General features: G+C 36.3%; 25 protein-coding genes and 1 riboswitch. Of the genes, 5 read left to right on the top strand and 20 right to left on the bottom strand.

Going from position 1 to position 24,945, the window contains the following annotated elements; translation table 11 throughout:
• Nucleotides 1-24: 24 nt before the first annotated feature.
• Nucleotides 25-2,190, bottom strand: coding sequence for a DNA topoisomerase (locus MHH51_RS09085; protein ID WP_339285656.1), 2,166 nt, complete (start codon nt 2,188-2,190; stop codon nt 25-27).
• 222 nt (nt 2,191-2,412) lie between these two features.
• Here MHH51_RS09085 and MHH51_RS09080 point away from each other — a divergent pair, with 222 nt between their 5' ends.
• Together MHH51_RS09080 and MHH51_RS09075 are read left to right on the top strand one after the other, a co-directional pair.
• Entirely contained in the window at nt 2,413-2,562 is a 150-nt protein-coding gene (locus tag MHH51_RS09080) for a hypothetical protein (RefSeq protein ID WP_175637156.1), read from the top strand.
• 354 nt (nt 2,563-2,916) lie between these two features.
• Nucleotides 2,917-3,663, top strand: a complete 747-nt coding sequence (locus MHH51_RS09075) for a hypothetical protein (protein WP_339285655.1) — start codon at nt 2,917-2,919, stop codon at nt 3,661-3,663.
• A gap of 118 nt (nt 3,664-3,781) precedes the next feature.
• On the opposite strand, the gene MHH51_RS09070 is transcribed toward MHH51_RS09075, so the two are convergent.
• The 16 genes from MHH51_RS09070 to MHH51_RS08995 all read right to left on the bottom strand — a co-directional run bounded on the left by MHH51_RS09070 (nt 3,782) and on the right by MHH51_RS08995 (nt 17,820).
• On the bottom strand, nt 3,782-4,654 hold the full coding sequence (locus MHH51_RS09070; RefSeq protein WP_339285654.1) for a helix-turn-helix domain-containing protein: 873 nt from the start codon (nt 4,652-4,654) through the stop codon (nt 3,782-3,784).
• Nucleotides 4,655-4,899: 245 nt separating this feature from the next.
• Nucleotides 4,900-5,808: a HAMP domain-containing sensor histidine kinase gene (locus tag MHH51_RS09065; RefSeq protein WP_339285653.1), complete on the bottom strand. Its 909-nt coding sequence runs from the start codon at nt 5,806-5,808 to the stop codon at nt 4,900-4,902.
• A gap of 17 nt (nt 5,809-5,825) precedes the next feature.
• Nucleotides 5,826-6,575 carry an ABC transporter permease gene (locus tag MHH51_RS09060; RefSeq protein WP_339285652.1) on the bottom strand — a complete coding sequence of 250 codons (750 nt, stop codon included), beginning with the start codon at nt 6,573-6,575 and terminating at the stop codon, nt 5,826-5,828.
• The gene (locus MHH51_RS09055) at nt 6,572-7,489 is read right to left on the bottom strand and encodes an ABC transporter ATP-binding protein (RefSeq protein ID WP_339285650.1); all 918 of its coding nucleotides are present in this window, start codon (nt 7,487-7,489) and stop codon (nt 6,572-6,574) included. The genes MHH51_RS09060 and MHH51_RS09055 overlap by 4 nt, the downstream gene beginning before the upstream one ends.
• Nucleotides 7,490-7,595: 106 nt before the next feature.
• Nucleotides 7,596-8,276 carry a response regulator transcription factor gene (locus MHH51_RS09050; protein WP_339285649.1) on the bottom strand — a complete coding sequence of 227 codons (681 nt, stop codon included), beginning with the start codon at nt 8,274-8,276 and terminating at the stop codon, nt 7,596-7,598.
• Nucleotides 8,277-8,278: 2 nt separating this feature from the next.
• Nucleotides 8,279-8,653, bottom strand: coding sequence for a hypothetical protein (locus tag MHH51_RS09045; protein ID WP_339285648.1), 375 nt, complete (start codon nt 8,651-8,653; stop codon nt 8,279-8,281).
• Between the two features lie 34 nt (nt 8,654-8,687).
• Nucleotides 8,688-9,488, bottom strand: coding sequence for a GNAT family N-acetyltransferase (locus MHH51_RS09040; protein WP_339285646.1), 801 nt, complete (start codon nt 9,486-9,488; stop codon nt 8,688-8,690).
• A 39-nt stretch (nt 9,489-9,527) separates the two neighbouring features.
• Complete coding sequence (locus MHH51_RS09035; protein WP_339285644.1) at nt 9,528-10,001, bottom strand: GNAT family N-acetyltransferase; 474 nt, start codon at nt 9,999-10,001, stop codon at nt 9,528-9,530.
• Nucleotides 10,002-10,206: 205 nt separating this feature from the next.
• Nucleotides 10,207-11,322: a 5-methyltetrahydropteroyltriglutamate--homocysteine S-methyltransferase gene (locus tag MHH51_RS09030; protein WP_260052022.1), complete on the bottom strand. Its 1,116-nt coding sequence runs from the start codon at nt 11,320-11,322 to the stop codon at nt 10,207-10,209.
• Between the two features lie 95 nt (nt 11,323-11,417).
• A riboswitch (SAM riboswitch) is annotated at nt 11,418-11,520 on the bottom strand.
• A gap of 114 nt (nt 11,521-11,634) precedes the next feature.
• Nucleotides 11,635-12,108 (bottom strand): hypothetical protein, encoded by a 474-nt coding sequence (locus MHH51_RS09025; RefSeq protein WP_339285643.1) that lies wholly within the window; start codon nt 12,106-12,108, stop codon nt 11,635-11,637.
• 286 nt (nt 12,109-12,394) lie between these two features.
• Nucleotides 12,395-12,760, bottom strand: a complete 366-nt coding sequence (locus MHH51_RS09020; RefSeq protein ID WP_339285641.1) for a hypothetical protein — start codon at nt 12,758-12,760, stop codon at nt 12,395-12,397.
• Nucleotides 12,761-12,965: 205 nt separating this feature from the next.
• Nucleotides 12,966-13,544 (bottom strand): type 1 glutamine amidotransferase family protein, encoded by a 579-nt coding sequence (locus tag MHH51_RS09015; RefSeq protein ID WP_260052017.1) that lies wholly within the window; start codon nt 13,542-13,544, stop codon nt 12,966-12,968.
• A gap of 682 nt (nt 13,545-14,226) precedes the next feature.
• Nucleotides 14,227-14,679 carry an NUDIX hydrolase gene (locus MHH51_RS09010; protein WP_260052016.1) on the bottom strand — a complete coding sequence of 151 codons (453 nt, stop codon included), beginning with the start codon at nt 14,677-14,679 and terminating at the stop codon, nt 14,227-14,229.
• A gap of 528 nt (nt 14,680-15,207) precedes the next feature.
• The gene (locus MHH51_RS09005; protein ID WP_260052128.1) at nt 15,208-15,735 is read right to left on the bottom strand and encodes a ClbS/DfsB family four-helix bundle protein; all 528 of its coding nucleotides are present in this window, start codon (nt 15,733-15,735) and stop codon (nt 15,208-15,210) included.
• Between the two features lie 95 nt (nt 15,736-15,830).
• Nucleotides 15,831-16,664: a GNAT family N-acetyltransferase gene (locus MHH51_RS09000; protein WP_260052015.1), complete on the bottom strand. Its 834-nt coding sequence runs from the start codon at nt 16,662-16,664 to the stop codon at nt 15,831-15,833.
• Nucleotides 16,665-16,962: 298 nt separating this feature from the next.
• Nucleotides 16,963-17,820, bottom strand: coding sequence for a helix-turn-helix transcriptional regulator (locus MHH51_RS08995; RefSeq protein WP_260052014.1), 858 nt, complete (start codon nt 17,818-17,820; stop codon nt 16,963-16,965).
• Nucleotides 17,821-17,929: 109 nt separating this feature from the next.
• On the opposite strand from MHH51_RS08995, the gene fabF reads away from it, so the two are divergent.
• Nucleotides 17,930-19,156 carry a beta-ketoacyl-ACP synthase II gene (fabF, locus tag MHH51_RS08990; protein WP_339285637.1) on the top strand — a complete coding sequence of 409 codons (1,227 nt, stop codon included), beginning with the start codon at nt 17,930-17,932 and terminating at the stop codon, nt 19,154-19,156.
• Between the two features lie 88 nt (nt 19,157-19,244).
• Here fabF and MHH51_RS08985 read toward each other — a convergent pair whose 3' ends face one another.
• Nucleotides 19,245-20,120, bottom strand: a complete 876-nt coding sequence (locus tag MHH51_RS08985; RefSeq protein WP_339285635.1) for an aminoglycoside phosphotransferase family protein — start codon at nt 20,118-20,120, stop codon at nt 19,245-19,247.
• Nucleotides 20,121-20,180: 60 nt separating this feature from the next.
• Entirely contained in the window at nt 20,181-21,944 is a 1,764-nt protein-coding gene (locus MHH51_RS08980; protein WP_339285633.1) for an ABC transporter substrate-binding protein, read from the bottom strand.
• Between the two features lie 104 nt (nt 21,945-22,048).
• On the opposite strand from MHH51_RS08980, the gene MHH51_RS08975 reads away from it, so the two are divergent.
• Nucleotides 22,049-23,278, top strand: a complete 1,230-nt coding sequence (locus tag MHH51_RS08975; protein ID WP_339285631.1) for an MFS transporter — start codon at nt 22,049-22,051, stop codon at nt 23,276-23,278.
• Nucleotides 23,279-23,662: 384 nt separating this feature from the next.
• Here the strand turns inward: MHH51_RS08975 and MHH51_RS08970 are convergent, their stop codons facing one another.
• The gene (locus tag MHH51_RS08970; protein WP_147208718.1) at nt 23,663-24,259 is read right to left on the bottom strand and encodes a TetR/AcrR family transcriptional regulator; all 597 of its coding nucleotides are present in this window, start codon (nt 24,257-24,259) and stop codon (nt 23,663-23,665) included.
• Nucleotides 24,260-24,354: 95 nt separating this feature from the next.
• On the opposite strand from MHH51_RS08970, the gene MHH51_RS08965 reads away from it, so the two are divergent.
• Nucleotides 24,355-24,888, top strand: a complete 534-nt coding sequence (locus MHH51_RS08965) for a 2TM domain-containing protein (RefSeq protein WP_147208719.1) — start codon at nt 24,355-24,357, stop codon at nt 24,886-24,888.
• Nucleotides 24,889-24,945 lie beyond the last annotated feature (57 nt).

Below are 24,945 nucleotides of genomic sequence, written 5' to 3'. Positions count from 1 at the left end.
TGCGCACATCCATCACAGGTTATTTCACTTGGAAAATTCCATTTTCCAGCTATAATAGTCATTTTCCTTATTCTTCTCATAGCTTAAATAAGCATTGAATTTCTTGCCTTTTTTACTTGTCAGACCCTTCACAAAGACTTTCTTCTCTTTCAATAGTTTTTTCACCATTGTTTTGGTCGGTTTTTTCCGCATCGACGCTAAATATTTATCATTTTTCCAAATCGCAAAGGAACAGCCCTTTTTCCAATTACTGCAGTTAAAGGCTTTATAACCATCTATCACCTTGCCGCCGCATTCCGGGCATGTCCCCAATACTTCATTGGTTGCCCGTGTGGAGGCTACTTTATTAATAATAATGTCTTCTCCATCTTTAATTGTTTCAACTGACTCCGTGGTGAAATCAAAAACAAGCCGGAGAAACTCCTGTTTACTTGCTTTTCCTTTTTGAATATCTGATAATCCTTTTTCAAGACGTCCAGTGAATTCTAAGTCAAACAGATTTTTCACAGGAAAGATCTCAACAAGACGATTGCCAAGCTCTGTGCAAAGCAGATGCTTGCTTTCGGTTGTAATATAGCCTACATCTTTTAATTTTTTAATGGTTTCCGCTCTTGTTGCAGCTGTACCAATACTAAAACCCGTTAATATACTGCCCAGCAGCTCTTCACTTTCATCCTCTTTGTAGCTTTTTCCGCATGTTTCCATGACACGCAGCAGGGTTCTTTCCGTATGATTCTTTGGCGGCTTGGTTACATGGGAAGTGACCTCAGCACCTGTTACATCTACAAGCTCCTCCTTGTTCAACGCAGGCAGTAATGTATCCTTTGATTGGATTTTCTCAACTTTTTTCCAGCCTTCCACAAGCTGAACCTTTCCTTTTGAATGGAACATACCTGGCAATTCCACTTCCAGAATTTTCGTAGTCAGCTTTGTTTCCTCATATTCAGCAATTGGCATAAATTGCATAATAAAGCGGTTTTTAATTGCTGTATACACAATTCCTTCATCCGCTGAAAGTCGTTTCGGCTTCATATAGGTTGGAATGATTGCACTATGACTTTCCACTTTTGCGTTATTAAAAACACGTTTTGTTTTCATAAATTTAATTTCATCTTTATAAGGAAGCTCTTCAGCATGTACCTTTAACACATGGACTGTTTTTCCAACCAAACTCTCTTCCAGTGCAATACTGGACGTTCTTGGATAGGTAATCAGCTTTTTCTCATAAAGTGACTGAGCCACCTTTAACACCTTATCAGAAGTCCATCCCTTGTACTTATTCGTTATAAACCCCTGCAGATTGGATAAATTGAATAAAAACGGAGGAAATTCCTTTTTCTTCTCCACCTGCTTATCTGTAATGACAGCCTGCTTGTTTTGAATTGCCTCGTGAATTGGCTCTAATAATTCTTTTTTCTTAAATTTATCCTCTTTCTTTTCTGTATAAATACCTTCATATTCCTGTTTATCTGCTGTCTGAAAGGTTGCAGTCAGTTTAAAATAATCCTCAGGTTTGAAATTTTTTATCTCCTGATCGCGGTCATAGATGATTTTTAATGTTGGCAGGAGTACTCTTCCTATATTGAGTGCTTTACTTTTCCCCTGCTGATATTTTAAAGTTGCTACGGAGGTCAGGTTAATGCCGATAACCCAATCAGCCCATTGCCTGCTGACCCCTGCATCCCGCAACGGCTGCATCTCCGCATTCAGCTTGAGATTTTCCAGCCCCTGCAGCACCTCATTTTGCGTCCATTCATTCAAGAGCAGGCGATACACCGCAGCCTTTGGTTTCTTACCGCCCCGGTAGATGATACTGTCAGCAATCAGCTGCCCTTCCCGGTCATAATCACATGCCGAAATAATTGCTTCTACATCATTCCGTCTCATCAGAGTATGGATTGTTTTTAACTGCTTTGCAGCTCCGCCATCTGTCTGTGCCCGGTTTCTGGGACTGCTTTTTATCTTATATTTAAATTCAGAAGGGATAAAAGGAAAATTATCCATTTTCCAGCTTCGCATTTTTCCATCATAGTCCTTTGCATCATATAACTCGACCAGATGGCCAAATGCCCAGGTAATGACATAGTTATCCCCTTCAAAATAACCATCTTTCTTGGTTTTTATTTTTAATGCGTCTGCAATATTTTTTGCGACGGATGGTTTTTCTGCTAAAATTAACCGGACTCCCATTTCGAATTCATCGCCTTTCCATTAAAGCCATATTAATCAGTTTTCAACTATTATTTTCACTTATTAGAAACATTCGTTCGATATACTATTATGTCATACATTCTATTTTTTTTCTAATAGATACCTGCTTCACAATTTATATTTATGGTACACCTATAATTTTTAAATGTATGGTTAAACTAATTGTATAAATTATCATGAATATTTACAGGAGGTGCCATCATGTCTGAACAAAATAAAAATCGCAACAAGGATAAAGGAAAACAAAATAATCGCAATAAGCATAATAAAACAGGTCATGATACGGAATTTGCAAGTGAAAACAGCGAGTTCCTGAACTTAGATAATAAGAAAAATAAACGAAAAAGATAATATTTATCTAAAAAAACTGAATCAAGCTGCTAAAGCTCGACTCAGTTTTTTTGTACATATAATTTCTCAGATACTGCTTTTTCAGCATTAATTCTTTTATTCTAAACGAGTTTATTGTCTGTAATCCTTGCTTTCAAAAGCTTTTTCTTGTCCAATAAGTCAGTTCGCCTTTATTATGCGTTTTATCAATTCGGATTTTCATTTTTTAGTATATTTCTTCAATTATCCATTTACTTTGATTATCGAAGTTTTACAAGCCGCCCAGAATACTTTATGATTAATTTATCATATTTATTGAATTGGCATTCATAGCATAACAACTATTTTTAATTAAAAGAAAGGAACGGTCATAAAATGAAGAAACAAATAAAGTTTACCAGTTGTATCCTTCTTCTGCTTTTTATCACCTTTGTACTGGTTGCCTGCTCGGATAATACAAACGAGAGTGATAATAATGATTCTGCAACAAATGAAGCGGCTGAAGAACCTGGTACAGCAGAAGATGACAATGTGACAGATGATAATAAATCTGACGAGAGTACAGCAACAGACGAGTCTGATGAAAATTCCAGCGAAAATGATACGGATAATAATTCAAGTGAAGAATCGGATACTGATTCTTCTGACGACAGCTCAGTTGAAAATGAAGAAAGTAATGACAGCTCTTCAGAAGATGATGATAATGCATTATCCAGCTATTCCTCCGAAGAAATTGAATATGCCCGCGTTTGGCTACAGCTTGGACCAAATCAGGATATCGATGAATTATATGTAGATCATGTTCCTGCAGGCACACCGCTTGATCCAAATGATGAGGAGAATGATGTCAGTTACCCGGAGGATGTTATTCAGGTATCCGGCTCCCGTATTGTAGATGGTATGGTAACATATAGCGGCAATGGCGACGGCACCATCAATGTCTATAACATTCCATACGGAAATCGCTGGTATGGAGGCACTCCTCGTCCTGACGATATTGATTTAGAAGACGTTAAGGAGGAAATGAGAGAGATGCTTGAAAATCCAGAATTAGTCTCTATTGATCCCGGCGATGATGAAAAGGTTAAAAATATTATTGAAAAAATGTATATTATTGATTGATAGACAGTCAATCGAACGATATACAATAAAGCGGATAGAAAACGTTAATTCTATCCGCTTTATGTTTATCTGCAGCAATATTCATCTTTTTACATTATACTACCCACAATACACATTCCTATATAGATTTGTGTTCCTCTAAAATTCCCTTCACAATATTCACCATATTCGTATTCCCCTGAATCTCAAATAAAGTCTTTGCTGTTTGGATATAAGCTAAGCCTTCCTCTTTTCTATTTAATTTCACCAGATTATTACCAGTCTGATAATAGCTGTCCGGAAGCATATAGAGTGTATTTCTTTTCACACAAATAGATATTGCCCGTAAGCTATACGATTTTGATTCGTTGTATTCCCCTAAATAAGTCAGCGCCTGAGATAAACCGAACAGAATTTTCAGCTCTGTTTCAAAATCATCTGTTTCTTCCATTTCTTCTAACTGATCCCAGGCTTCTTTGTATAGCTGGTGAGCTTTATGATAGTCTTTCTCATCCTGATATATGGTGGCAATACTTGTTTTTACATTAATATTCAGCAATTTATCAGAATCGGTGTTTTCTACGCTTAATAAATCCTCAAGCATCCGGACACTTTCTTTAAACTTATTTGTTAGATGATAAAGTGAAATCCCTTTATGCCATAATAAATAGCGATGTTCATAAGAAGAATATCTATTTATATTAACTGTCAGCTCATTGTCTACAATATATTTAATGGAAGTATAGTTCCTTTGCGCTTTCAACTGGTGTATCATGTTTTTTATTTCATTAAAATGCCCATTGGACTTTACAGGATTGGTGTCAAAGAAATAATTCATATCAACCAGTAACCTTTTGCTGAGTTCAAACAAAACAAGACTGGAAGGATTCAGCACACCTTTTTCAATATTGCTTATTTGTGCCTGTGTGCATATACCTGACGCAAGCTCTTTTTGAGTGAGACCTAACTCCTGACGTCTTTTCTTTATATTTGTACCCATATTTAATTCCATCCGTTTTCCTCCATTATCATGATAGAGATGCTTTATAATTAAAAAATATTCATTATTTATTATTTATATCATATAGTTATAAACAGTTCAACAAAGACAGGGCTGCTGGTGCTATGTTGAAGGAAATCAAAAGGAATAAAAAAATGCTTCAAACGCAGGTGCTTTTACTTAAAATAAGCAGCTGTATTGAAAGCATCTCTAAAACACATGAGGTTTTCTATCTTTTTAATACTGTCTTTGAGTGGTTACGCCCATTTTTTTAACGATACAACCAGCTGAAACTTATCTCCAGTGACATTTGCATCTATTTTTCCCTCCAGCTTATGAACCAATTGCCTGACAATATGCAGACCCAATCCAAGCTGGTCTCCCGTTCGACTGCTATCCATCCGGTATGTCCGGTCAAAAATCCGCTGAAGCTCGGTTTCAGGAAAATCAGAGATATCATTCTCTGCCTGAAGAAGGATAAATTTCCCTTCTTCCTTCAGCTTAATAGTGAAGTAAGTTTCCGCATATCTTAAAGCATTTTGAACAATATTGCTGATAATCCGATCGACTGCTTTTTTATCAGCTAAAACAGGAGATACAGGAGTTTCATCTATCTCAATTTTAAGCTCCTTTTCTTCAAAATCATGATAGAACATCAGCATTGTCTCCACAATCAGCTGGTCCAAAGATACTCGTTCCATACTTAATTGCTGATCAGAGGAATTTATTTGAGAGAGCTCGTAGAATAAATCAACCATCATAGTCAGATTGCCAATCTTCTTTTGAATAATAGATAAAAACTCTTTTTTCTCTGCATCTGACAAAGAGGAATCTGTCAGCAATTCTGAAAATCCTTTAATCGAGGTTAAGGGTGTTCTTAAATCATGCGAGAGATTGGTAATTTCCTGCTTTAATTCTTCTTCTCTCTTCTGGTTATTCTGCTGGTCCTTCTTAAATAAATGAATCAGCTGATTGATATTGGTAATAAACCGAATCAGGCCTCTGCTGTGTGTATTTGTACGGATTAATTCATTTGTACCAAAGTTTTCATTAATATCTTTGAGCTGAGCAGTTATCCTTCTGATATCCCAATGAAGTAACAACAGCATGCCGATACAAACAATTAATAATATACTCAATATAACAATAATCAACCAGCTGTTCACTTCTATCCCTCCATAAATCAACCAATATCCTGTTTCGTAAACGTTGCCGCTCCGATGAATAAAGCAATAACACTGATTACAATACCTGTCACCCAATAATGATAATCTAATTGCACAGATTGATGCATAAAGCTCATTAAATTGTCATTCAGCTGTGTGCTTGGGGCAAATAAGTAAAACTCATTCCATCCATTCATTTGACGAAATACGAAATACAGCAAATCACCTGAGAAAATATATATAAATGCAATAATAATGATATTATATATATCACTGATTTTCAGCATTTTCAATGTGTGTATCAATATAAAGCCACTAAGTACAATCGGCACCATATTAAAGCTGGCAATTAAGAAATTGCCGGTTGTCTCCGGCTCTTTAGCAAAAAGGATCTCTCCTAATCCAATCATCAGGAGTATACCAGCTATACAAACGAACATAAAATAACATAAAGTCAGCATTAATTTTGACCAGAAAATACTACTTTGGGAAATACCAAAGGAGACAGCTTGTTTAGTAAGAGATATGTCCTTCCCTGTCAATGTTGCATTATACACAAAGGAAATAATTATAATCAGCACACCCATACCAAGAACATTTGAATAAAAAAACGAACTTGTGCCATAAGGAAAATGCGCATCTGCTTCATTAAAATAATACAGAACAAATGCTGCTGCAGTAATTAGAATAAAGCAAATAGCCGTCGTCAAATAAAGGCTTTTTTTACGCAATATACGGTAGTTCTCACTTTTCAAATAGTTGATCATTTCTCTCCTGCCCCCTCCACTAATCCTAAGAAGTATTCTTCTAAATTCAGCGCTTCCACACGGAATTCCATCACAAGTACATCATTTTTGATTAAAAGGCGGTTTATTTCCCCAGCCTTTTCTATATGATTTTGTATGGTGATTATTTGATCAGGAACGGATTTATATTGGATATCCTCATAGGCACGTTCTAAAAGCTGTGCGGTCTTTCCTGTGTCATCCACCTTTAAATGGATTTGTTTCCTGCTTTTTTCATTCAGAAGCTGCTTGCTGACATCCTCGACAATCACACCATTCTTAATAAATACAAAACGGGTTGCTACCAGCTGCAATTCCGTCAAAATATGGCTGGAAATCAAAATGGTTATTTGTTTTTCCTGGTTTAACTGAATTAATAGTCTGCGAATTTCCATAATACCTTCTGCATCTAAACCGTTAATTGGCTCATCAAGCACTAAACAATCCGGGCTGCTTAAGAGAGAAAGAGCTATTCCCAGCCGCTGCTTCATACCCATGGAGTATTCTCCAAATTTTTTCTTCTTTTGATTTGCCAGCCCGACAATTTCTAACACTTCATTTATCCGCTTTTTTTCTGCGACTCCTCTTTGAATCCGGAAGTACTCCAAATTTTGAATTGCTGTAAAATCCGGAAAAAAGACAGGTGTCTCAATCATAAATCCCATTCTTCTTTTTGCTTGAATCATATCTTTGCCTGACTTTCCAAATAAGTAAATTTCTCCAGTTGTCGGCGTTAACTGGCCCGAAAGCATTTTAAAAATAGTTGATTTTCCGGCTCCATTTTTACCAATTAAAGCACAAATCTCTCCTTTCTCCACAGAAAAATCCAGCGGTTTAATAACTTCATCCTGCTTAAACTTCTTCGTTAATGTGTACGTCTGAATAACAGCACTCATCTTCTCGGCTCCTTCACTAAATGTTCTTGTTACCTAGTTTAGCGCAGGACCCTTTAAAATTCTTTAAGCGAATCATAAAGAATTCGTAAAGAAAAACAAATTGGGATTAAACCAACATAAAGCCTACTCCCCAAATTGTTTTGATATACTCTTCGGCGGTCACCCCGGCCATTTTTCTGCGCAGATTGGAAATATGGACACTAATAGTATTATCATCCCCTACATACGTGCCTTTCCAAATTTTTTCATATATTTCTCTTTTAGAAAATGCGTGCTCTGGATGATCGATTAATAAGCTCAAAATATCAAACTCCGCATTGGTTATCTGCAATGATTTGTTCTCCAATGTGACAGACAGCTTTTCTGGAAAAATTCTCAGATTGCGCCATACTTTTTCGTCTTCTTGGGAGGGTTGGACAACCGATTTTCGCAGTTGCACTTCCACGCGGGCCTCTACTTCTTTCTGGTGAAATGGCTTCGTTATATAATCATCGGCCCCCATCTTCAAGAGTTGAACTTTATCATCAATACCGACTTTTGCGGAAATCACAATAATGGGGATTGTACTCTCTTCCCTGACCTGTGTAATAAATTCTTCTCCGCTTATTCCCGGCAACATCAAATCTAATAAAATCAAATCAAATGTACTACTTTTCAGCTGCAGCAGACCTTCTGTACCCGAATAAGCAGATATTGGCGTCAGATCCATTTTTGTTAAAATAACGTGCAACAGTTTGCTGATTTCCTGATCATCCTCAATAATTAAAATTCTTTTCTCCTTATTCATGTTTACCACTCACTTTTGATAACATTCTTTAAAACAGGCATATTTTGCGTATTTAAATTCTGTCCTTCTATAACCATCGCAGTCATCTGAGAATCCGTTCCAGCAGCATGAAATTCTCCCTTTTTCCAAAAAGCCGCTTTTCCAGAGGTTACAGGAAGTCTATTCTTATCTCCATCACAGACCCAGCCCGCTCCCGTTACAATCATAAAAAACTGATCTGCCTGAGCCTCGTGAAATGGAATTTTATCATCTTTTCCAAGGTACATATATCCCATTCGGATATCACTGGCATCCAGCAAAATCCGGCTGGCAGTAAATTTCGCTGACTCAGTATCTACAGATGCTCCAAATTCTTTTTCAAAAGAAATAATTTTCAAAGCTGCCATCTCCTTATTTAGATAAAATTAAAAATTATTCCGCCTCATAGCGAAGCATCGTCCACATTCCAATATCCTCAAATCCCAATCTTTTATAAATATTCCCGGCTGCCGGATTGTCATAGAAAAGACAAAGTGATTTTCCTTCTTCTAATAAGGTAAGACATAGTTTTTCCATACATTTCGTTGCAAAACCCTGCCGTTCATATCCCGGCCGTGTGCATACGCCAACGATCATTGCAGAATGAGAATTCTCAGCAGTCGTCGATGCAGATGCAGCCATCGTACCTTTTTCATCACGGATAAAATAGGTACGGCCTGTTCTATTTTTCTCCTCATTCTCTCTTGTTTCTATTGTTATATTACTGGATGAAAATTCAGGTATAGAGGCCAGCATCTTTATATTCTCTTCATAATCAGCCGGCTTCAAATGCTCAACCTGCTTTATTTGTTCTGCATTCACCGTATAGCTTAATTCTTCACAAGCTGCATAATACATTTCTCTATGTACACGGGTAACTTTATCAATATATGGTAATAATGGCTCCACAATATACTTCAGACCACTAAAATTACATCGTTGCTTATAGCTGTTAATAATCTCCGCAAACCCTTTCAGATCATATTCCGTTTCGCTATAAATTATGTAATTCTCACGATAGCGCAGGAGAATAGCGATTAGATTATCCTGTTCCCATTGTCCCCAGACGTCCTGCACATCAGAATCGTAGCCAAACGCTTCAATATCACCGATTATAAACAGGTTTTCTGCAGCTTTCGGCTCAATCAGCTCCATTACTTTTGTATGATCCTCTTTTGTCAGTTTTCGTATCATTTAATTTCCTCCAATTAATATAGGCATTTTTACAAGGACTTATATCAGATCTTTTTTAAACAAAACTCTATCATTATTCAATCCATCATAATTCGCCTTTACAGACACCCCGTCTACTATTTTATCTCCATGTTCAATAACAAATCCCATTCTTTGATGAAAGGCAATTGACGTTTTATTTACTGGTGAAGTGATGCAGCGGATGACACTTCGATTTGCCATTTTAACCTTGGCGAAGAATTTTTCATAAAGGACTTTTCCAATATTTTTCTTCCGGTAATCCGGATGGACACCAACAAAATGAATATAGGCTTCATCTAACTCATCCTGGGACAGGAACCCGATTACAAATCCTATAATTTCACTACCTTCTTCTGCAACAAAGCTTGTATTTTTAAAGTGATTAAAAAATAACTTAGGCAGCATACCTGCCATATCACGGCCGCCCCACCAATCATTTATCCTTGGAGCCAAGACATCATAATCAGAGCTTATTAAACTGCGTATCTCCATTTTATACCACCTTATTAAGTTATATTATCCATTTAAAAAGGAATAAAAATAGCCGAATATTCTTATTGTACATTTCTAATATATCAAAAAATTATATTAATGTCTTTCCCTGTTTAAAATAAACGCCGCTATAAACATATGTAGAATGACATTAAAAAGGAGACTCGGAAAGATCCCTCTCCAAATCCCCTTTTTCTAGTAAAATTTATTTCCACACGTCTTCTGCTATTTGAACAACATGGCGGATTTTTCCCCATTGCTGCGCCTCAGTCAGCAAATTCCCTTCTTCTGTGGAAGCAAACCCGCATTGAGGGCTCAAACAAAGCTGATTCAACGGTACATATTCCGCAGCTTCTGCTATTCTTGCTTTAACAGCCTCTGGATCTTCCAGTTCACTGAATTTAGAAGTGATAAGCCCAAGCACAATATACAAATCATCGCGGTTCACATGACGCAGCGGTTCAAATCCGCCCGAACGATCATCATCAAATTCCAGGAAAAGTCCATCAACCTGCAGACCTCCAAAAATGGTTTCTGACATGGCTTCGTAACCGCCGCTTGACATATAGGTAGACTGAAAATTTCCCCGGCAAATATGCATCGTCACCAGCATATCATCCGGTCTGTTTGCAATCGATTCATTAATTGCTCTTGCACATAATTCCGCTGTTTTCTCGGGATCTCTTCCTTTTTCAATCAAAGAGTTTCTCCCCTTTTCTGAGAAAAAGGTTGCCCAGGAAGTATCATCCAGCTGTAAGTAGCGGCAGCCTTCATCATATAATGCCTGAATGGCTCCTTGATAAGCAGTAACCAGGTCATCGATAATTGCTTCATCACTTTCATAAATACCCTTTTCAAAATCCGCCCGGAAAAAGAGCATATTCGGACTTGGAATCGCAAATTTGGCAACAGCATCTCCGGCAATACCATGAAGAAATTTATAATGCTCAAGCATATAATGGTCACTGAAACCAATTTTACCTGTTACTTTAATACCCCGCTTTTTGGTTTCTACTCCCGTAAACTGTAAACCTTGTTCAGCGGTGTAACCTTCTACACCATCTAAGCCTTCCAGAAAATCAAAATGCCACCAGGCACGGCGAAACTCGCCATCTGTCACTGATTGAAGACCGGCTTCCTTCTGCTGCTCTACCAGTTTGATAATTTCCTCATCTTCAATCTGCCGCAATTGTTCAGGACTGATTTCTCCTTTTGCTTTTTGCGCGCGAGCTTCCTTTAAACGCTGGGGACGGAGAAAGCTCCCTACATGATCTGCTCTGAACGGAGCTCGTGTATTTTTTGTTTCTGTTGATATTGTCATCGAATACCCCTTCCTCTCTACCTGCTATCTTCATTCTATAATCCAATTAAAAAACCCCTTCTGAAAATAGAAGAGGTTTGGTATAGTAAAATCTCTTCTTATCTTCAAGCAAAAATGCTTCTGGAATTAGCACAGTACAAATTAGTGTCTGCTGCTAAGGCTTCAACGGGCCAGTCCCTCCACCTTTCTGGATAAGAATATATGGAATTATACGAATAATTACAGATTACTTTACATGGAAGCGTTGGATTCGTCAAGGGTAATCCCAAAATATAGGGATCCTGCTGCAATTGATTTAAAATCAAGATAGTGTCAGCTTTTTTTATCAGAAAAAATTTTATAATCTTCGCTGATAACAAAAGCAGACAAATACAAGCAGAAGAATAAAATGGCTGTTCCTTCCCATGATATATTAATTCTCGTAAATAGAGGCTCAATAAAGCTTTTATAAAAAATAACACTACATAGCAGCTGCACCATATAACTCAGAAACATTACCTTCTTCGTTTCTTTCATCTTTGCCAATTTAAGAATAAACTGATATAACAGATTAAAAATTATTCCTACAAGATAAGAAAGAAAAAGCAAGCCGCCAAAATAAAGAATATTAATGAAAATATTATCAAAGAATCGTATTTCAATAAGATTCCAGCCTGCTAAGATATTTGATAAGCCATATATTATCATAATGGGGATGGCCACAATAACTGCTGCACTAACAATTACGAGGCCGGCAAGAAGCAGATTAGCAATAAGGTTGGAATAGTCTATTTTTTTCTTGTTCAAAATTTATAGGACCGCCTTCCTTTGTATAAACCTTTACTATATATAAGTTTCTAAAAAAATATTTTAATCGTTCCAAATGAGGCTACTTACAATTGTATCATAAATGAAGTACAATACAGTTGTTCGTTACTCTACTACAGGATTATTATGCAGGAATACTCTTTAATTGTTCTACAACAAAAAACCACAGCACTATCTAATATTAGATACACTAATGGTTTGAAATAATCTATGATTTATTTATTATTCTATCAAACAATAAATTTACTTTATTTGGAAAATATGTTCACTTAGCTTTCTTCAAAATATTCACGTCTGCCCTGGTAGATAATAATTCTGTTGATAAAACATCTAATTTAGAATCTACTTTGTCTACCTTTTCTTCTAATGAAGTAACCCTTGAATCCAGTCTGTCTACTTTTTCTTCTAATGAAATAACCCTTGAATCCAGTTTATCTACTTTTTCTTCCAGTGAAGTGACCCTTAGATCCAGTTTGTCAACCTTTTCTTCCAGCGAAATAACTCTTGAATCTAGATTATCTACCTTCCCTTCCAGTGAAGTGACTTTTGAACCCAGATTATCTACTTTTTGTATTAATTCCTTTATAGCTAGCATTAAAGCTTCATTTGTCACTTTTACTTCTTTACTCATGCAAAATCGCTCCTTCACCGCTTAAATACGATATTTTTATTATACAATATGTGCTGTTTTTTTTCATCCCCTCTCCTGGAAATTTTATATTAAAAAGGCTTCTATCAAAAAGGAAAAGAAGACTTTTAATAAATAATTTAAAATGAACATACTTGCTCTGTTGCGACCAAAACCTGCTTTTGAAAATAAAACCTTCAGATCAACCTCAACTTGTATAAAACCCTTTTTTAAACATTTGATACCATTCTTTCAATTCAGCCTGCTCCATAATCTCAAAGTATTTTAGAATTTCTCTCGCAAACTCAACTGCAGCTGTTCCGTTAGCGGTAATAAATCCCTTTGTTGAAACGGCCTGTTTTTCGATGAAATGCTCTTTGCCTTTGTAACCCGGGGCACCTTTTATTAAATGAGCAGCTGAATTTCCGGTATGTTTGATATGGTCTAAATATCCTTTGTCTGCCAGGAATGTGCAAGCATCACATATTGCTGCAACCGGGATTTTCTTTTCTACGCACATATCTACTACTGATTTAACAACTTCATTTTGCGGTTTCGCCCAGGTTGTACCTCCAACCATAATAAGCATATGAAAATTTTCGGGTATTTCATTGATTGTGTAGTCTGGAATAACAGTAAATCCGCCCATTGATTTGACCGGATTCTTGCTAAGGGATAATGTTTTTACAGCATATCCGGTTTTCGGGTTATTTAATTCGGAGCAAATATAAGATCCCTCCCAATCTGCATAATTCTCTGGCAGAAAAATCAAAATTTCTTTTTTCATAGGTTTACACTCCTTTTTGATAAGTTTACTTTATCTTTTTTTATTATGGCTAATTCAACTGTCTTCCATTGTTCATCTATCTCAGTAAAAATATATTTATCATTTCGAATATTCCGCCATTAAATATTATAAAATCCTTAATCTAGAGTAAACATAAATATTTGGGCAACGATAACTTTTCTAAACAGATATTATAGCGTATCGTTTCATTTTGGTTCATCGTAAATCAAAACTTTCAACCTTATATCAAGGTTACCAAACAAACGTTCCTAACACAAGTTATTTTTCTAATAGTTTATTCTATATTAAATACTGTTTTTCCATATCAAAATGTCAAAGTAAGTGAAGATGGAGTTACTACTTTAAAATAACGCTCAGACTAAGGAATACTCCCGCCAGCCTGAGCGGTACTTTTCTACAATCTATGCGCTATTTTATTATTGCTTTATTCCAACAATCTAAATCTCCTAGCTTCCTAACTTACTGCCAGCCAATTCATCAGCCTGAATAGGCTTAAAGTAATGACTCTTTTGTGATAACAATGTTTGATGACTTCCTTGTTCCACCAGCATTCCCTTATCTAACATAAATATTTGATCTACATTTTTAATCGTAGATAGCAGAAGTTTTTAATAATCTGAATTCAGTTGAAATAATTGTATGCATGCCATTTTTCCTTATATCATTTATTTTTAAGGTTAAGATAAGGCTTCATATAATTCTTTGCTTCAAACGTTAAAGTGTCCGGTAAATCATCTGTATGGAAATATCTAAAATCAATAGATTCATTTTTATCTATATTCATTTCCCCCTGTATATCATTGGTCAAATAAACAGCAGTCACGGAATATAGCTCATCACCGTTGGAAACTTTAAAATAATAGTCCGGTCCGGAAAATACATCAAGCAGCTTCAGACTCCCTACCGTAAGACCCGTTTCCTCTTTCACTTCTCTTCTTGCTGTATCCTCCAGACTTTCTCCCAGTTCCATTAATCCTCCTGGCACTCCCCAACCTCCATCATGTCTATGCTGAAGTAGAATTTGATTATCATTATTAAGCATAATTACAACAGAACCAGGTAAAATTAATGGTCTGGTGCCGACTAATTTTCTTAATTCTTTTACATAATCCATTAAATCCCCTTCTTTTATCAGATTTAAAAATACGATAATTTGCCTGTACTAGACTCATCCACTACTCTAGAATGGAAATTCCAAACATTACTTGTCATTAATATAACCAATTCATCCTTCTTTTAAGAAACTTTTTAAAACTTAAATCTTCCATACTGTTTCTCCTAATTAACAATGAATTTTCTTTCAGTCTTTGCTCCTTTACATTACTACACTATATAATGACTATTACTTTAAAGTTTTTTCTTTAAGAGGATGTTCAAAAAGTCCAATAAAGATGACACGGCGATAAGAGGATCTTCTACTAAGAACGCCCACGTCGTGTGGGCAACGTAGAAGCCACCGCATCCTGCGGAAGTGCGTTGACGAGCTTTTTCCGATGAGACTGGGACTGCGATTACTCGCCCCATCGAAGGGCTTTTGCGATTACTCGTCCCACCGAAAACATTTGTGGACAACACAGAAGTCATCACAACACGCGCAAGTCCGTTCAGAAAAAGCTCGTCGCCTTGAACTTCTTGGTCCTGTTTACAGGACTTTTTGATCACGTACTTTAATAGATTCGGCAATAACCTCACATTTTTTTATTGCCCATATGTAATGTTTATAAGTGTTCGCAGCAAAATAACTATATAAATTACTTGTTTTTGTCCACTTATAATATTTCTTCGTCATAATTTCTTCATTCGTATGTGATTGAACAAGATTCATTACTCTTTCATGACTCAGCTTCAATTTTTTCATGGCTTGATTTATCGTTACATCCTGGTGATTCTCCCAAATCTGCATATTAAGGAGTTTGATAGTTCTCCACATATAACCCGGCGCCGGCATAAAAGGCATATCTCCATTCATCCCTTCTCTGTACCATCTCTCAAGCATTGCGTGCCACTCATAAAGATGCATTAATACATCACGAAAATTTTTATCCCTCTCTCCAGTTTCAACGGTAATCGTTCTCTTTCTGGCAGGGATGGATTCAATCAACTCAAACAATGCATTAAAATTCTTTTCGCTTTCTGTTAATAAAATTTCTTTCCCGCTTTTCTCAGCTATGATAATTACCCCCTTTTTTACTATATTTTAACATAAAAATCTTTATGATTGTACTAATTTCCAGAAAAATAATCTGCTAATTATTGAGTAAAACATTACTCAATCTTAAATTCATAGCCTGTATAATTAAATACATTTCTAAATCCGATATTCTCAGCAACTGCAATTGAGGGCTTGTTAGAATCCATACAATCCCAATATGGAATAAGATTATTTTTCAAGCACTCCCTCACATAAACTAGAGCTGCTTTTTGCGCCAACTTTTTACCCTGGTGTTCTTCTATGGTTTCGATTGCAATAGCGTGCATATTATCAACTGCAAAATTTGAAAAGCAGATGCTTACAATTTTATTTTTATATATCACACAATAACCTATGCCTTTTTCTAAAAAGCTGTTGATGGAAGACCAGGATTCTAATATCCTTGAATGTAAAAAATCGATATTTTCAACTGATTGATCTCTATTTTGAAAAAGATTCTCAGAAATTTTGACTACACTATAACCTGCTTTAATAACTGGTTCAAAGCTGTTTCCTTTATAATCCTCTTTTTGCAAAATATAAACTCTCTGATCCCAGCTTCCTAAATGACGATTTTCAAACACCCTTTTTATCGTCTTATCCCATTTGTTATGATCACCAATCCCTTCAAACCAAGTTAGCTCAATCTTTCTCGCTTCCGGTATGATTATCGTATCAATAAAATAATTTAATTCACTATTAAATGCTTCATTACTCTCGTTACCAATAAAGAAAAAACCATCGTTATTACCTAACCAGATAAGCCCTGAAGCAGGAGTCTCTACATTATCAACAAAAACACGGCCAGGGTTTACTCCTTCCACGACTGCCTTCGCTTCTAATTGACCTTGCTCATGTAATAACTCTTTACATTTGTAGAATTCTGAACTTTGTAATTCTGTTATCATTATTAATTCCTCTTTTCCTCTCTTACTTAAATTTATCAAATGATCTTAATATCTTATTAACAGGCTCAAATCATTTGCTTAATTACTATCCCTGAATGTAAAAAAGCCAAAAACTGAATCAGCCAAATTGTCCAGGTCCTAAAATATATCCTAACTTAAAAAATAAGATGATATATGGTTGTAACCACGAAATAAGTGAGAAAACCTGCCAGGCCAACTAATATAGCTTTCTTTTTTGTCATACTTATAAACCTCCTTCCTTTTATTTGCACATGTACTAATACAAAACACAGATAAACTATTTACCAGCTGATTTATTCAATAAATTCCTTAACTTTAATTCTGTATCTGTATCCATTACCGGAGTATATACACTGCACCGTAAATCCGAAGTACCCTGAACTTGCAGAGAGGTCAAATTAAATAACATTTTCCCGGCCTTCGCATGACGGAATTCAATCAAAACATCTGGTGCTGAGCTGACCTCTTCCTCATCCCACAGCTTCTTAAATTCCGGAAATTGCTGTTCCATTTTCTCGATAAATTGTTTATACCATTCATCAGCCACATATTGCCCATAGTAGGATCTAAAGATGGAGAGATACCCTTTTACAAAATGCTCCCAGTTTACTGCGAGACTTTTAAATTCTTTTCTCGAAAATAATAAAAAGATAATATTCCGGTCTTCTTCAGGTATTTTCTCAAAATCGATAAAAACCATTGCTGCTGCTTTATTCCAGCCGACAATGCGGCAGTATTTATCCGAAATAATAGTGGGGCAATGCCGCAGTTCCTGGAGAATTCTATTCAAGGAAGGGGTCATCAAGGATTTCTCTGCTTCATTTATAGTAGATGAATTTTCCACTGCTCTTTCACCGGATGCAAGAGCATACAAATATTGTTTTTCATCTTTATTTAATCTTAAAGCATTCGAAACAGCATCTAATACAGAACCAGATACCTTAATATCTCTTCCCTGTTCAAGCCATGTATACCATGTTGTACTTACTCCGGCTATTTGAGCTACCTCCTCCCTCCGCAGTCCGGGAGTTCTTCTTCTGGTTCCTGCCGGCAGGCCAACCATCTGCGGATGAAGCTTAGCTCTTTTACTCTTTAAGAAATTGGATAGCTCTAAAAGCCTTGTTTCTTTTTCCATTCGTTCTGCCTCCTCTTACATAGTATTAATTATACTATGATAAATGCCAACTTGTAATGGGATAAAGTTTCCGTAAAATAAAATGTAGATACAGTAAGGAGGAATTCTTTTGAACAGAGTAGTCATTACCGGCGCAGGTATTATTTCACCTTTAGGTAATAACGTTCATACATTTTGGAATCATTTAAAGCAGGGAAAATCAGGGATTTCTATATTAGATGTCGATGAAGATTATGGAAAAACTGCTGCTGGTGTTGTACATGATTTTGATCCTGTAGAGATATTTGGTAAAAAACAGGCCAGAAAAATGGATCGCTTCACGCAATTTGCTCTGGCAGCGACAGAACAGGCATTGGAAAGCTCGGAGCTGGATTTGGATAAAACAAATAAAGAACGGCTGGGTGTTTTTGTAGGCTCTGGCATTGGCGGTATAAATACGCTGATTGAAAATGTGAATATCCTGAATAAAAAAGGATCAAGCCGGGTCAGTCCAAGCTTAGTTCCAACCATGATACCCAATGCCGCTGCAGCACAAATCAGTATTCGGCTGGGCGCACTAGGCCCATCAATTTCACCGGTCACTGCATGCTCAATTGGAAACACATCTATCGGGGAAGCTTTCAACACGATAAAACACGGAGATGCAGATATTATTTTTGCCGGCGGAACAGAAGCTGCCATTAATAGTTTATCTTTATCAAGCTTTAGAAATGCCCAGGCTTTAACTAAAAATCTGGACCCTACCTCTGCTAGCCGCCCGTTTGATGAGGAAAGAGATGGTTTTGTGATCAGTGAAGGCGCCGGGATATTGGTTCTTGAGTCATTAGAAAGTGCTGTAAAGAGAGCAGCACCTGTTCTTTGTGAGGTTATAGGCTATGGCTCCAGTTCCGATGCGTATCACATGGTATCTCCAAATCCAGAAGGAATCGGTGCTTACCTATCGATGAAGAAAGCTTTGGAAAGCGGGAATGTGACACCAGACAAAATAGATTTGATTAGTGCACATGCAACCAGTACAAAAATTGGAGATATCTCTGAAACGCTTGCCATCAAAAAAGCATTTGGTGAAAAAGCTTACGGCGTACCAATTACAGCTAATAAATCCATGCTGGGTCATATGCTCGGTGCTTCAGGGAGTGTAGAGGCAATCGCTTTAATCGAAAGTATAAAGCATGGCATTATCCCTCCGACAATTAACTTGAATAATCCTGATCCGGATTGTGATCTGGATTATGTTTCAGAGGGAATGAGAAGACAGCAAATAAATATCGGTTTGTCTAATTCATTTGGATTTGGCGGGCATAATGCCACGATTTTACTAAAGAAATATTTATGATTTGTAAAAGGCTGACAGAGAAGGATGTCACGTTGTGGAATCTTCTCTGTCAGCCTTTTTATATCCCTATCAAATTGAGCTTATTATTTTATCTGTAATCTTTTATTCCATTTTCAAATGCCTGTTGGTCATTATTTTCAATTCCATGCAATGCTTCTTGTAATGCAAACGTACTTTTATAAAATTTTACCCGTTCAGAAATCTCGTTTCCATTAGGATACCGGCCGATACACATATCAAAAAATTCCTCTCCATAACTGGACAATATTCCGGCAAAATCATATGCTGGATCTCCTATACCTGAACCTCCAAAATCTATTATCCCTGAAATACTTCCAGATTTGGGCTTCCATAAAATATTAGATGCTCCGAAATCTCCATGTATCAGTACTGTTTTTAAATTTAAAGCCGCTTTTCCGTTCAAGAAGGATTCAAAGGCTTGGATTATTTCCTCCTGCGCTTCTCCTCTAATAAAAGGAAACAGCTTATTTTGTATTCTATTAAATAGATCGGACATTTCCGCAGCAGGATTATTATCATTTAAGTTTAGATCATTCTTTGCTTTTTCTTTAGAAATAGAGTGAAGCTCCATCAGAAAAGTCACCAGCTGTGATGCCAGCCCCTTCAATAATTCTTCATTCTTTATATTTTGTAAGCTGTCTTTCCATAATGGAACCCCTGCAATTAATTTATACCCTGCGAATACTTCTCCAGGCTTTGAAGTTTCAAAAGACTGATATGTCGGATGCGGGATTGGCATTGTGATTATTTCATTTATGTACTCCAATAGTTCTGTTTCTTTTTTTAATTGAATGATGCCTTGTTTATACTTTGGAAACCTGAATACTAATGAATTATTTACAATTAGTACATCATTATTCTGGCCAATTTCATTAGGATAATAATTTTCTATGGTAAGATCGGGATATATCTGTTTAATGCTTTCTATATATTTAAAAGACATTTTCACCCTTCTTCCTATGTTTTTGTATTAAAAATATTTATAACCTATTCCCACTTTACTTCAACATCCCTTTTTAATCCATAACTTATGAAGCACCGGCCAGCCATATCCACTGATTTGAATGCCTTGTAAATTGGATTGGAAGGTATTCTGCTCCGAAGCATGGACAGTGAATATAATAGTACCACTTTCTTTCAACTTTTCCTCCACTGCTTGAAATTCCTGAAGAAAGCTTTCATAATCCGGCTGTTTAATGATAGATTTGAATCCATTGTCTAATTCGCTCAATTGAGATGGATTAAGAAATATTCGAATTCCATACTCATTCCGAAGTAATATGAGAATTGCCAGCTCCATATTATCTTCAAAACTTTCTCCTGTATACACAGCATCAAAGGCTAACATGAAGTCTTCATTATAGATATCAGACAGCTCAATCGGATGAACCTTGACCTTCATACCAATCTCATTGAGTTTTTGCTCCATCCAACGGGCATCCTCTAAAAAATCATCAAAACGTAATACAGCTAAATGAATGGTTTCTCCTTTGTACCCAGATCGATTAAGCAGCTGTTTTGCTTTCTGAGTTGAATGCCTGATATTACTGTAGTCACTCCTGTCCGGAATAAAACCTGTGGAAGGGGCAACTCTTGGTCCACCCAGTTCCTGTACCATTTGCCGCGAATCTATCATTTCACTTACAGCCTGCCTAAAAAAACTGTTTTGGTGAATACCTGTCTTTTTCATATTAAAGATAATGTAATTACTGCCATTATCATCGATGGTATATGTGGAGCGATTCTTTTTTTCTTTCTCCAAATTTTCATGTGTGAAAAAGTTCAGAGGATCAAGCTTACTTTCAGGCAGCTTCCACATATGAACCTTATCCAGAAAAGGTCTTCCTCGAAAATGATAATCAAAAGCTTTCAAAATCATTTTTTCATCATTGACATCTTCTATTTTGAAAGGCCCTGTTCCTTTCAGTGAAGAGCCTTTGATATCTGATTCTTCAGGAACAATAGATGTAAAAACGGCACTTAAAAAATAAGGGAATACTCTATTTCCATTCTTTAAATGAAAGGATATGGTGTATTTGTCCCGAACTATAATTTCCTGTACCCCTTCAAATAACCATTTGTTTGGAATTTTTATTTCTTCGTTTATAATTGTTTGAAATGTCCATTGCACGTCTTTACTGGTTAGACTACTCCCATCATGGAACCGAACCCCTTTGCGAATATAAAAGGTCCAGAAGGTGTAGTCTTCATTCACTTCCCACCCATGTGCAAGATGGGGTTCAACCGTTTTACTGTCAACATTATACCGAACTAATGTGTCAAAAATTTCATTTAAAATATGAGCCTCCACAGCGATTGTTACAAAGAAAGGGTTCATATTGTACAGATTATGCTGCAGCGGAATATGCAAAACGTCATTCATTTCCTCTTGTTGTTCTATATGCTGGATGCCAAATGCCCTTTGGATAGTATTTAGGAGCAGCTCTTTTAGCCGAGCAGAAAAATGACCTTCTGTTGCAAAGCTTACTGCTTCTTTCACTTTCTCCCTTTGAACCAAATTTTCCACATGAAGAAATGCCGCTTCATCCAGAGATTTTAGAAATGTCAGCTTAGATTTTTTACCCCTTCCGCGTTGTCCCTGCCAGCCAATATACCCTTCCTGTACCCATTTTTGTAATATATAGTGCGCATTTCTGGAAGAGCAGAATAAAATATCTGCGATTTCTTGTTTAGATATGCGAATTTCGTATGCCTGCTGGTATTCTGGCAGGCATTTTAAATCAATATAGTACTCTAAAACATCCATTAAGATATACTCCTTCTAAAATAGGAAATATAAAAATACACCTTGCTCTTTTTCCTTCCTATTTTCCAATATACAATAAAAAAAGTGGAAGGAGAAGACGAATAATGAATTTATCAGAATTTAAACAGTTTCATTTAAATATTAAAATCCGTATGATTGTTTCATTTATTTCGGATATTGCAGAGATGAGTATATTCCCTTTTATGGCCATTTACTTTTCCAGTAATCTAGGAATAGCTTGGGCAGGAGCAATTTTAACATTGACAACCGTTGTAGCTGTTACTTTTGGTATGTATGGAGGTTTTTTTGCAGATCAATTTGGAAGAAAAAAAGTTATAGTATCGGGAAGCATCATCCAAACAGCCTCATTTATCATTATTGCGCTTGCTAATTCACCATGGTTTGAATCCGTCTGGCTGACTTTTGTTATGTTTTTCTTATTAAGTATTACTAGCAGATTTATCGATCCTGCTTCAGAAGCTCTTCTGATAGATGCCAGTTCAGAAAATGAACAGCCATTGATGTATCGTTTTATTTACTGGTCTACAAATCTGGCATTCTCTATTGGCATTATTGTTGGGGCCTTATTCTTTCAAGAGCATAAATTTGAGTTATTTTTAGGATTTTCCATTCTCTCCATCTTTACATTTCTGTTGACACTAGGATGGATTCAGGATGATTATGTACCTCAAAAAGATAAAAAAAATAATGTATTTTCAGGATTATTTTTCAGCTACGTAGAAGTATTAAGAGACACTTGTTTTATGATTCTTTGCATCTCAACCTTACTTGTCCTCTCTTTAGAATCGCAGCTTTACGGCTTTATTGCAGTCCGCCTAAATGAGGATATTCATACTTCGGTGTTCGGCATCATCATTGATGGTCCAAGGATGTTAAGTATTCTCATTATCACGAACACAATAATTGTGATTTTTGCCTCTGGTTTCATTGGTAAAACAGCTCAAAAGTTCAATATAAAGACTACTTTGTTTGCGGGCTTGTTTTTGTATGTAGCAGGTTACAGCTTCTTAGCATGGAGTGAGCTGATCATTGTGTTGGCTATCGCAATTGCTATTGCAACGGTTGGAGAAGTTCTCTTTCAGCCTATACGGTCAACCTATGTAGCACAGCTGGCAAACAAGAATTCAAGAGGTTCTTATATAGCAGTGAGCGGATTATCCATGGATGCAGGACAAATCTTAGGCAGCTTAGGACTAATGGTTAGTGCTCTATTATCCAATACAACGATGGCAGGACTGTTCTTATTAATAGGCGGACTTGGAATATTGGGTTTCTTTTGGTCTGTTCAGGACAGTAGATTAAAAGCAAGATAAAAGGTTACAAATATTAAAACTTATTTGTAAATTTATTTAAACTGTGTTAATTTTTAACAAAAGGTGAAAGGGAGCGCAGTTTATGGGGCTTTACTATTGTATTTTATTAAAATTTATTTTGACAGCTATTGGTATTGTTCTCATCTCAGCGCTCCCCGCTTTGTTTGATGGCATGAAATTAGATATTTCTTCTTATATCTAATTTCATGCCACAATCCGGTTCAGTCGTTAAACAAAAATAGAATAATATTTCTATGCTTTTTTACATTCTATCCTTCATGTATCCAAACCGCTCCATCATCATTCTGCTAGAGTTATTGATACTGAATTTAGTTTCACTCCAAAGTATATAATCCCCTTCTCAAGAAATTTAGCAGCTCTGCATTACTGTAAAAGAGATTGAAGATGATAATTTAAAGTCTTAATCATTTCTTCATGTGTAAACTGCTCCGGATTTAATAAGTGATGCATCGCCATCCCATCGACGATTGCATGGAGCCTGTTCACCTCCAATTCAAGGTCAAGTCCCTCCTTGGCAATTTCAAATAATTGTAATACCTGAACGACATTTTTTAATCCTTGATGCATATCTTGATATACTTTATTGCTCAATTCCTGAAGTGTTTTATCGATCAGAACCTTTGCTGAAAAAGCCAGCCATACCTCCATTTCTATTTTTCGTTCTTCATCGATAGGCAGTACTTCATATATTCCCTCTGCCACAAATTCCAATGGATTTTGTTCTTTTGAAAACTTCCTTTCTTTAGCTCTTTGAATTACCCGTTCTGACACAAGTTCCATGGAAAAATGCAGCAATTCCGACTGTGATGCAAAATAATGTCTTACAGCACCAACCGAGAGATCTGAAGCCTGTGCAATTTTTCTCACTGTTGCCTGCTCGAGCCCCTCTTCCACAATGACTTTCCATGTTGTTTCTGCGATTTGAATTTTACGTTTTTGATGATCAACTTTTTTCGGCATATTTTTATTTTAGCACACTTGTATTAAATAAACAATTATGCTACCATTTATTTTAATACATTTGTACTAAAATAAACATAAAGGATGTGCTCCATTTGATTGGTTTATTGATTATAGCTTGTGAAATTGGATTTTGGGTCTTTGTTTTAGCTGGATTAGTATCCAGGTATATATTGAAAAAGAAAAAATTGGGTACATTTTTGCTAATCTGTACACCTTTTGTGGATCTCATCTTGCTTATTGTAACTATATTCGATTTAAAAAATGGCGCTGTTGCTACCGCGATGCATGGAATAGCTGCGGTTTATATTGGGGTAAGTATAGGCTTTGGCCATCGAATGATTCAATGGGCAGACAGCCATTTTAATTATCGGTTTGGAGATGGGAATAAACCTGTGAAAATTAAATATGGAAAAGAGCACGCCAGAAAAGAACGTAAAGCATGGTATCGTCATTTGCTTTCCCTGATAATTGGTGGTGGAATCCTAATAATTATCATTTTCTATATTAACAATTCCTATCAAACGGAAGTGTTATTGCAGATAATGCTGCTCTGGTCTCTGATTGTGGTCATCGATTTTTTCATAAGCTTCAGTTATACGCTTTTTCCAAAGAAGCAAAAGACGTGATAATACATTTTTGGAAGAGAAACAGGACATTATATGCGTGAAGTTTAATTAAACAAA

Source organism: Oceanobacillus sp. FSL K6-3682, from assembly GCF_037976165.1.
Taxonomy (GTDB): domain Bacteria; phylum Bacillota; class Bacilli; order Bacillales; family Amphibacillaceae; genus Oceanobacillus; species Oceanobacillus sojae.
This window is presented reverse-complemented; position numbering and strand designations above follow the sequence as displayed.

Coding starts and splice junctions, on each gene's coding strand:
- MHH51_RS09085 (WP_339285656.1), bottom strand. CDS start 2,190: ATGGGAGTCCGGTTAATTTTAGCAGAAAAACCATCCGTCGCAAAAAAT.
- MHH51_RS09080 (WP_175637156.1), top strand. CDS start 2,413: ATGTCTGAACAAAATAAAAATCGCAACAAGGATAAAGGAAAACAAAAT.
- MHH51_RS09075 (WP_339285655.1), top strand. CDS start 2,917: ATGAAGAAACAAATAAAGTTTACCAGTTGTATCCTTCTTCTGCTTTTT.
- MHH51_RS09070 (WP_339285654.1), bottom strand. CDS start 4,654: ATGGAATTAAATATGGGTACAAATATAAAGAAAAGACGTCAGGAGTTA.
- MHH51_RS09060 (WP_339285652.1), bottom strand. CDS start 6,575: ATGATCAACTATTTGAAAAGTGAGAACTACCGTATATTGCGTAAAAAA.
- MHH51_RS09055 (WP_339285650.1), bottom strand. CDS start 7,489: ATGAGTGCTGTTATTCAGACGTACACATTAACGAAGAAGTTTAAGCAG.
- MHH51_RS09050 (WP_339285649.1), bottom strand. CDS start 8,276: ATGAATAAGGAGAAAAGAATTTTAATTATTGAGGATGATCAGGAAATC.
- MHH51_RS09040 (WP_339285646.1), bottom strand. CDS start 9,488: ATGATACGAAAACTGACAAAAGAGGATCATACAAAAGTAATGGAGCTG.
- MHH51_RS09035 (WP_339285644.1), bottom strand. CDS start 10,001: ATGGAGATACGCAGTTTAATAAGCTCTGATTATGATGTCTTGGCTCCA.
- MHH51_RS09030 (WP_260052022.1), bottom strand. CDS start 11,322: ATGACAATATCAACAGAAACAAAAAATACACGAGCTCCGTTCAGAGCA.
- MHH51_RS09020 (WP_339285641.1), bottom strand. CDS start 12,760: ATGAGTAAAGAAGTAAAAGTGACAAATGAAGCTTTAATGCTAGCTATA.
- MHH51_RS09015 (WP_260052017.1), bottom strand. CDS start 13,544: ATGAAAAAAGAAATTTTGATTTTTCTGCCAGAGAATTATGCAGATTGG.
- MHH51_RS09010 (WP_260052016.1), bottom strand. CDS start 14,679: ATGGATTATGTAAAAGAATTAAGAAAATTAGTCGGCACCAGACCATTA.
- MHH51_RS09000 (WP_260052015.1), bottom strand. CDS start 16,664: ATGATAACAGAATTACAAAGTTCAGAATTCTACAAATGTAAAGAGTTA.
- MHH51_RS08995 (WP_260052014.1), bottom strand. CDS start 17,820: ATGGAAAAAGAAACAAGGCTTTTAGAGCTATCCAATTTCTTAAAGAGT.
- MHH51_RS08985 (WP_339285635.1), bottom strand. CDS start 20,120: ATGTCTTTTAAATATATAGAAAGCATTAAACAGATATATCCCGATCTT.
- MHH51_RS08980 (WP_339285633.1), bottom strand. CDS start 21,944: ATGGATGTTTTAGAGTACTATATTGATTTAAAATGCCTGCCAGAATAC.
- MHH51_RS08975 (WP_339285631.1), top strand. CDS start 22,049: ATGAATTTATCAGAATTTAAACAGTTTCATTTAAATATTAAAATCCGT.
- MHH51_RS08970 (WP_147208718.1), bottom strand. CDS start 24,259: ATGCCGAAAAAAGTTGATCATCAAAAACGTAAAATTCAAATCGCAGAA.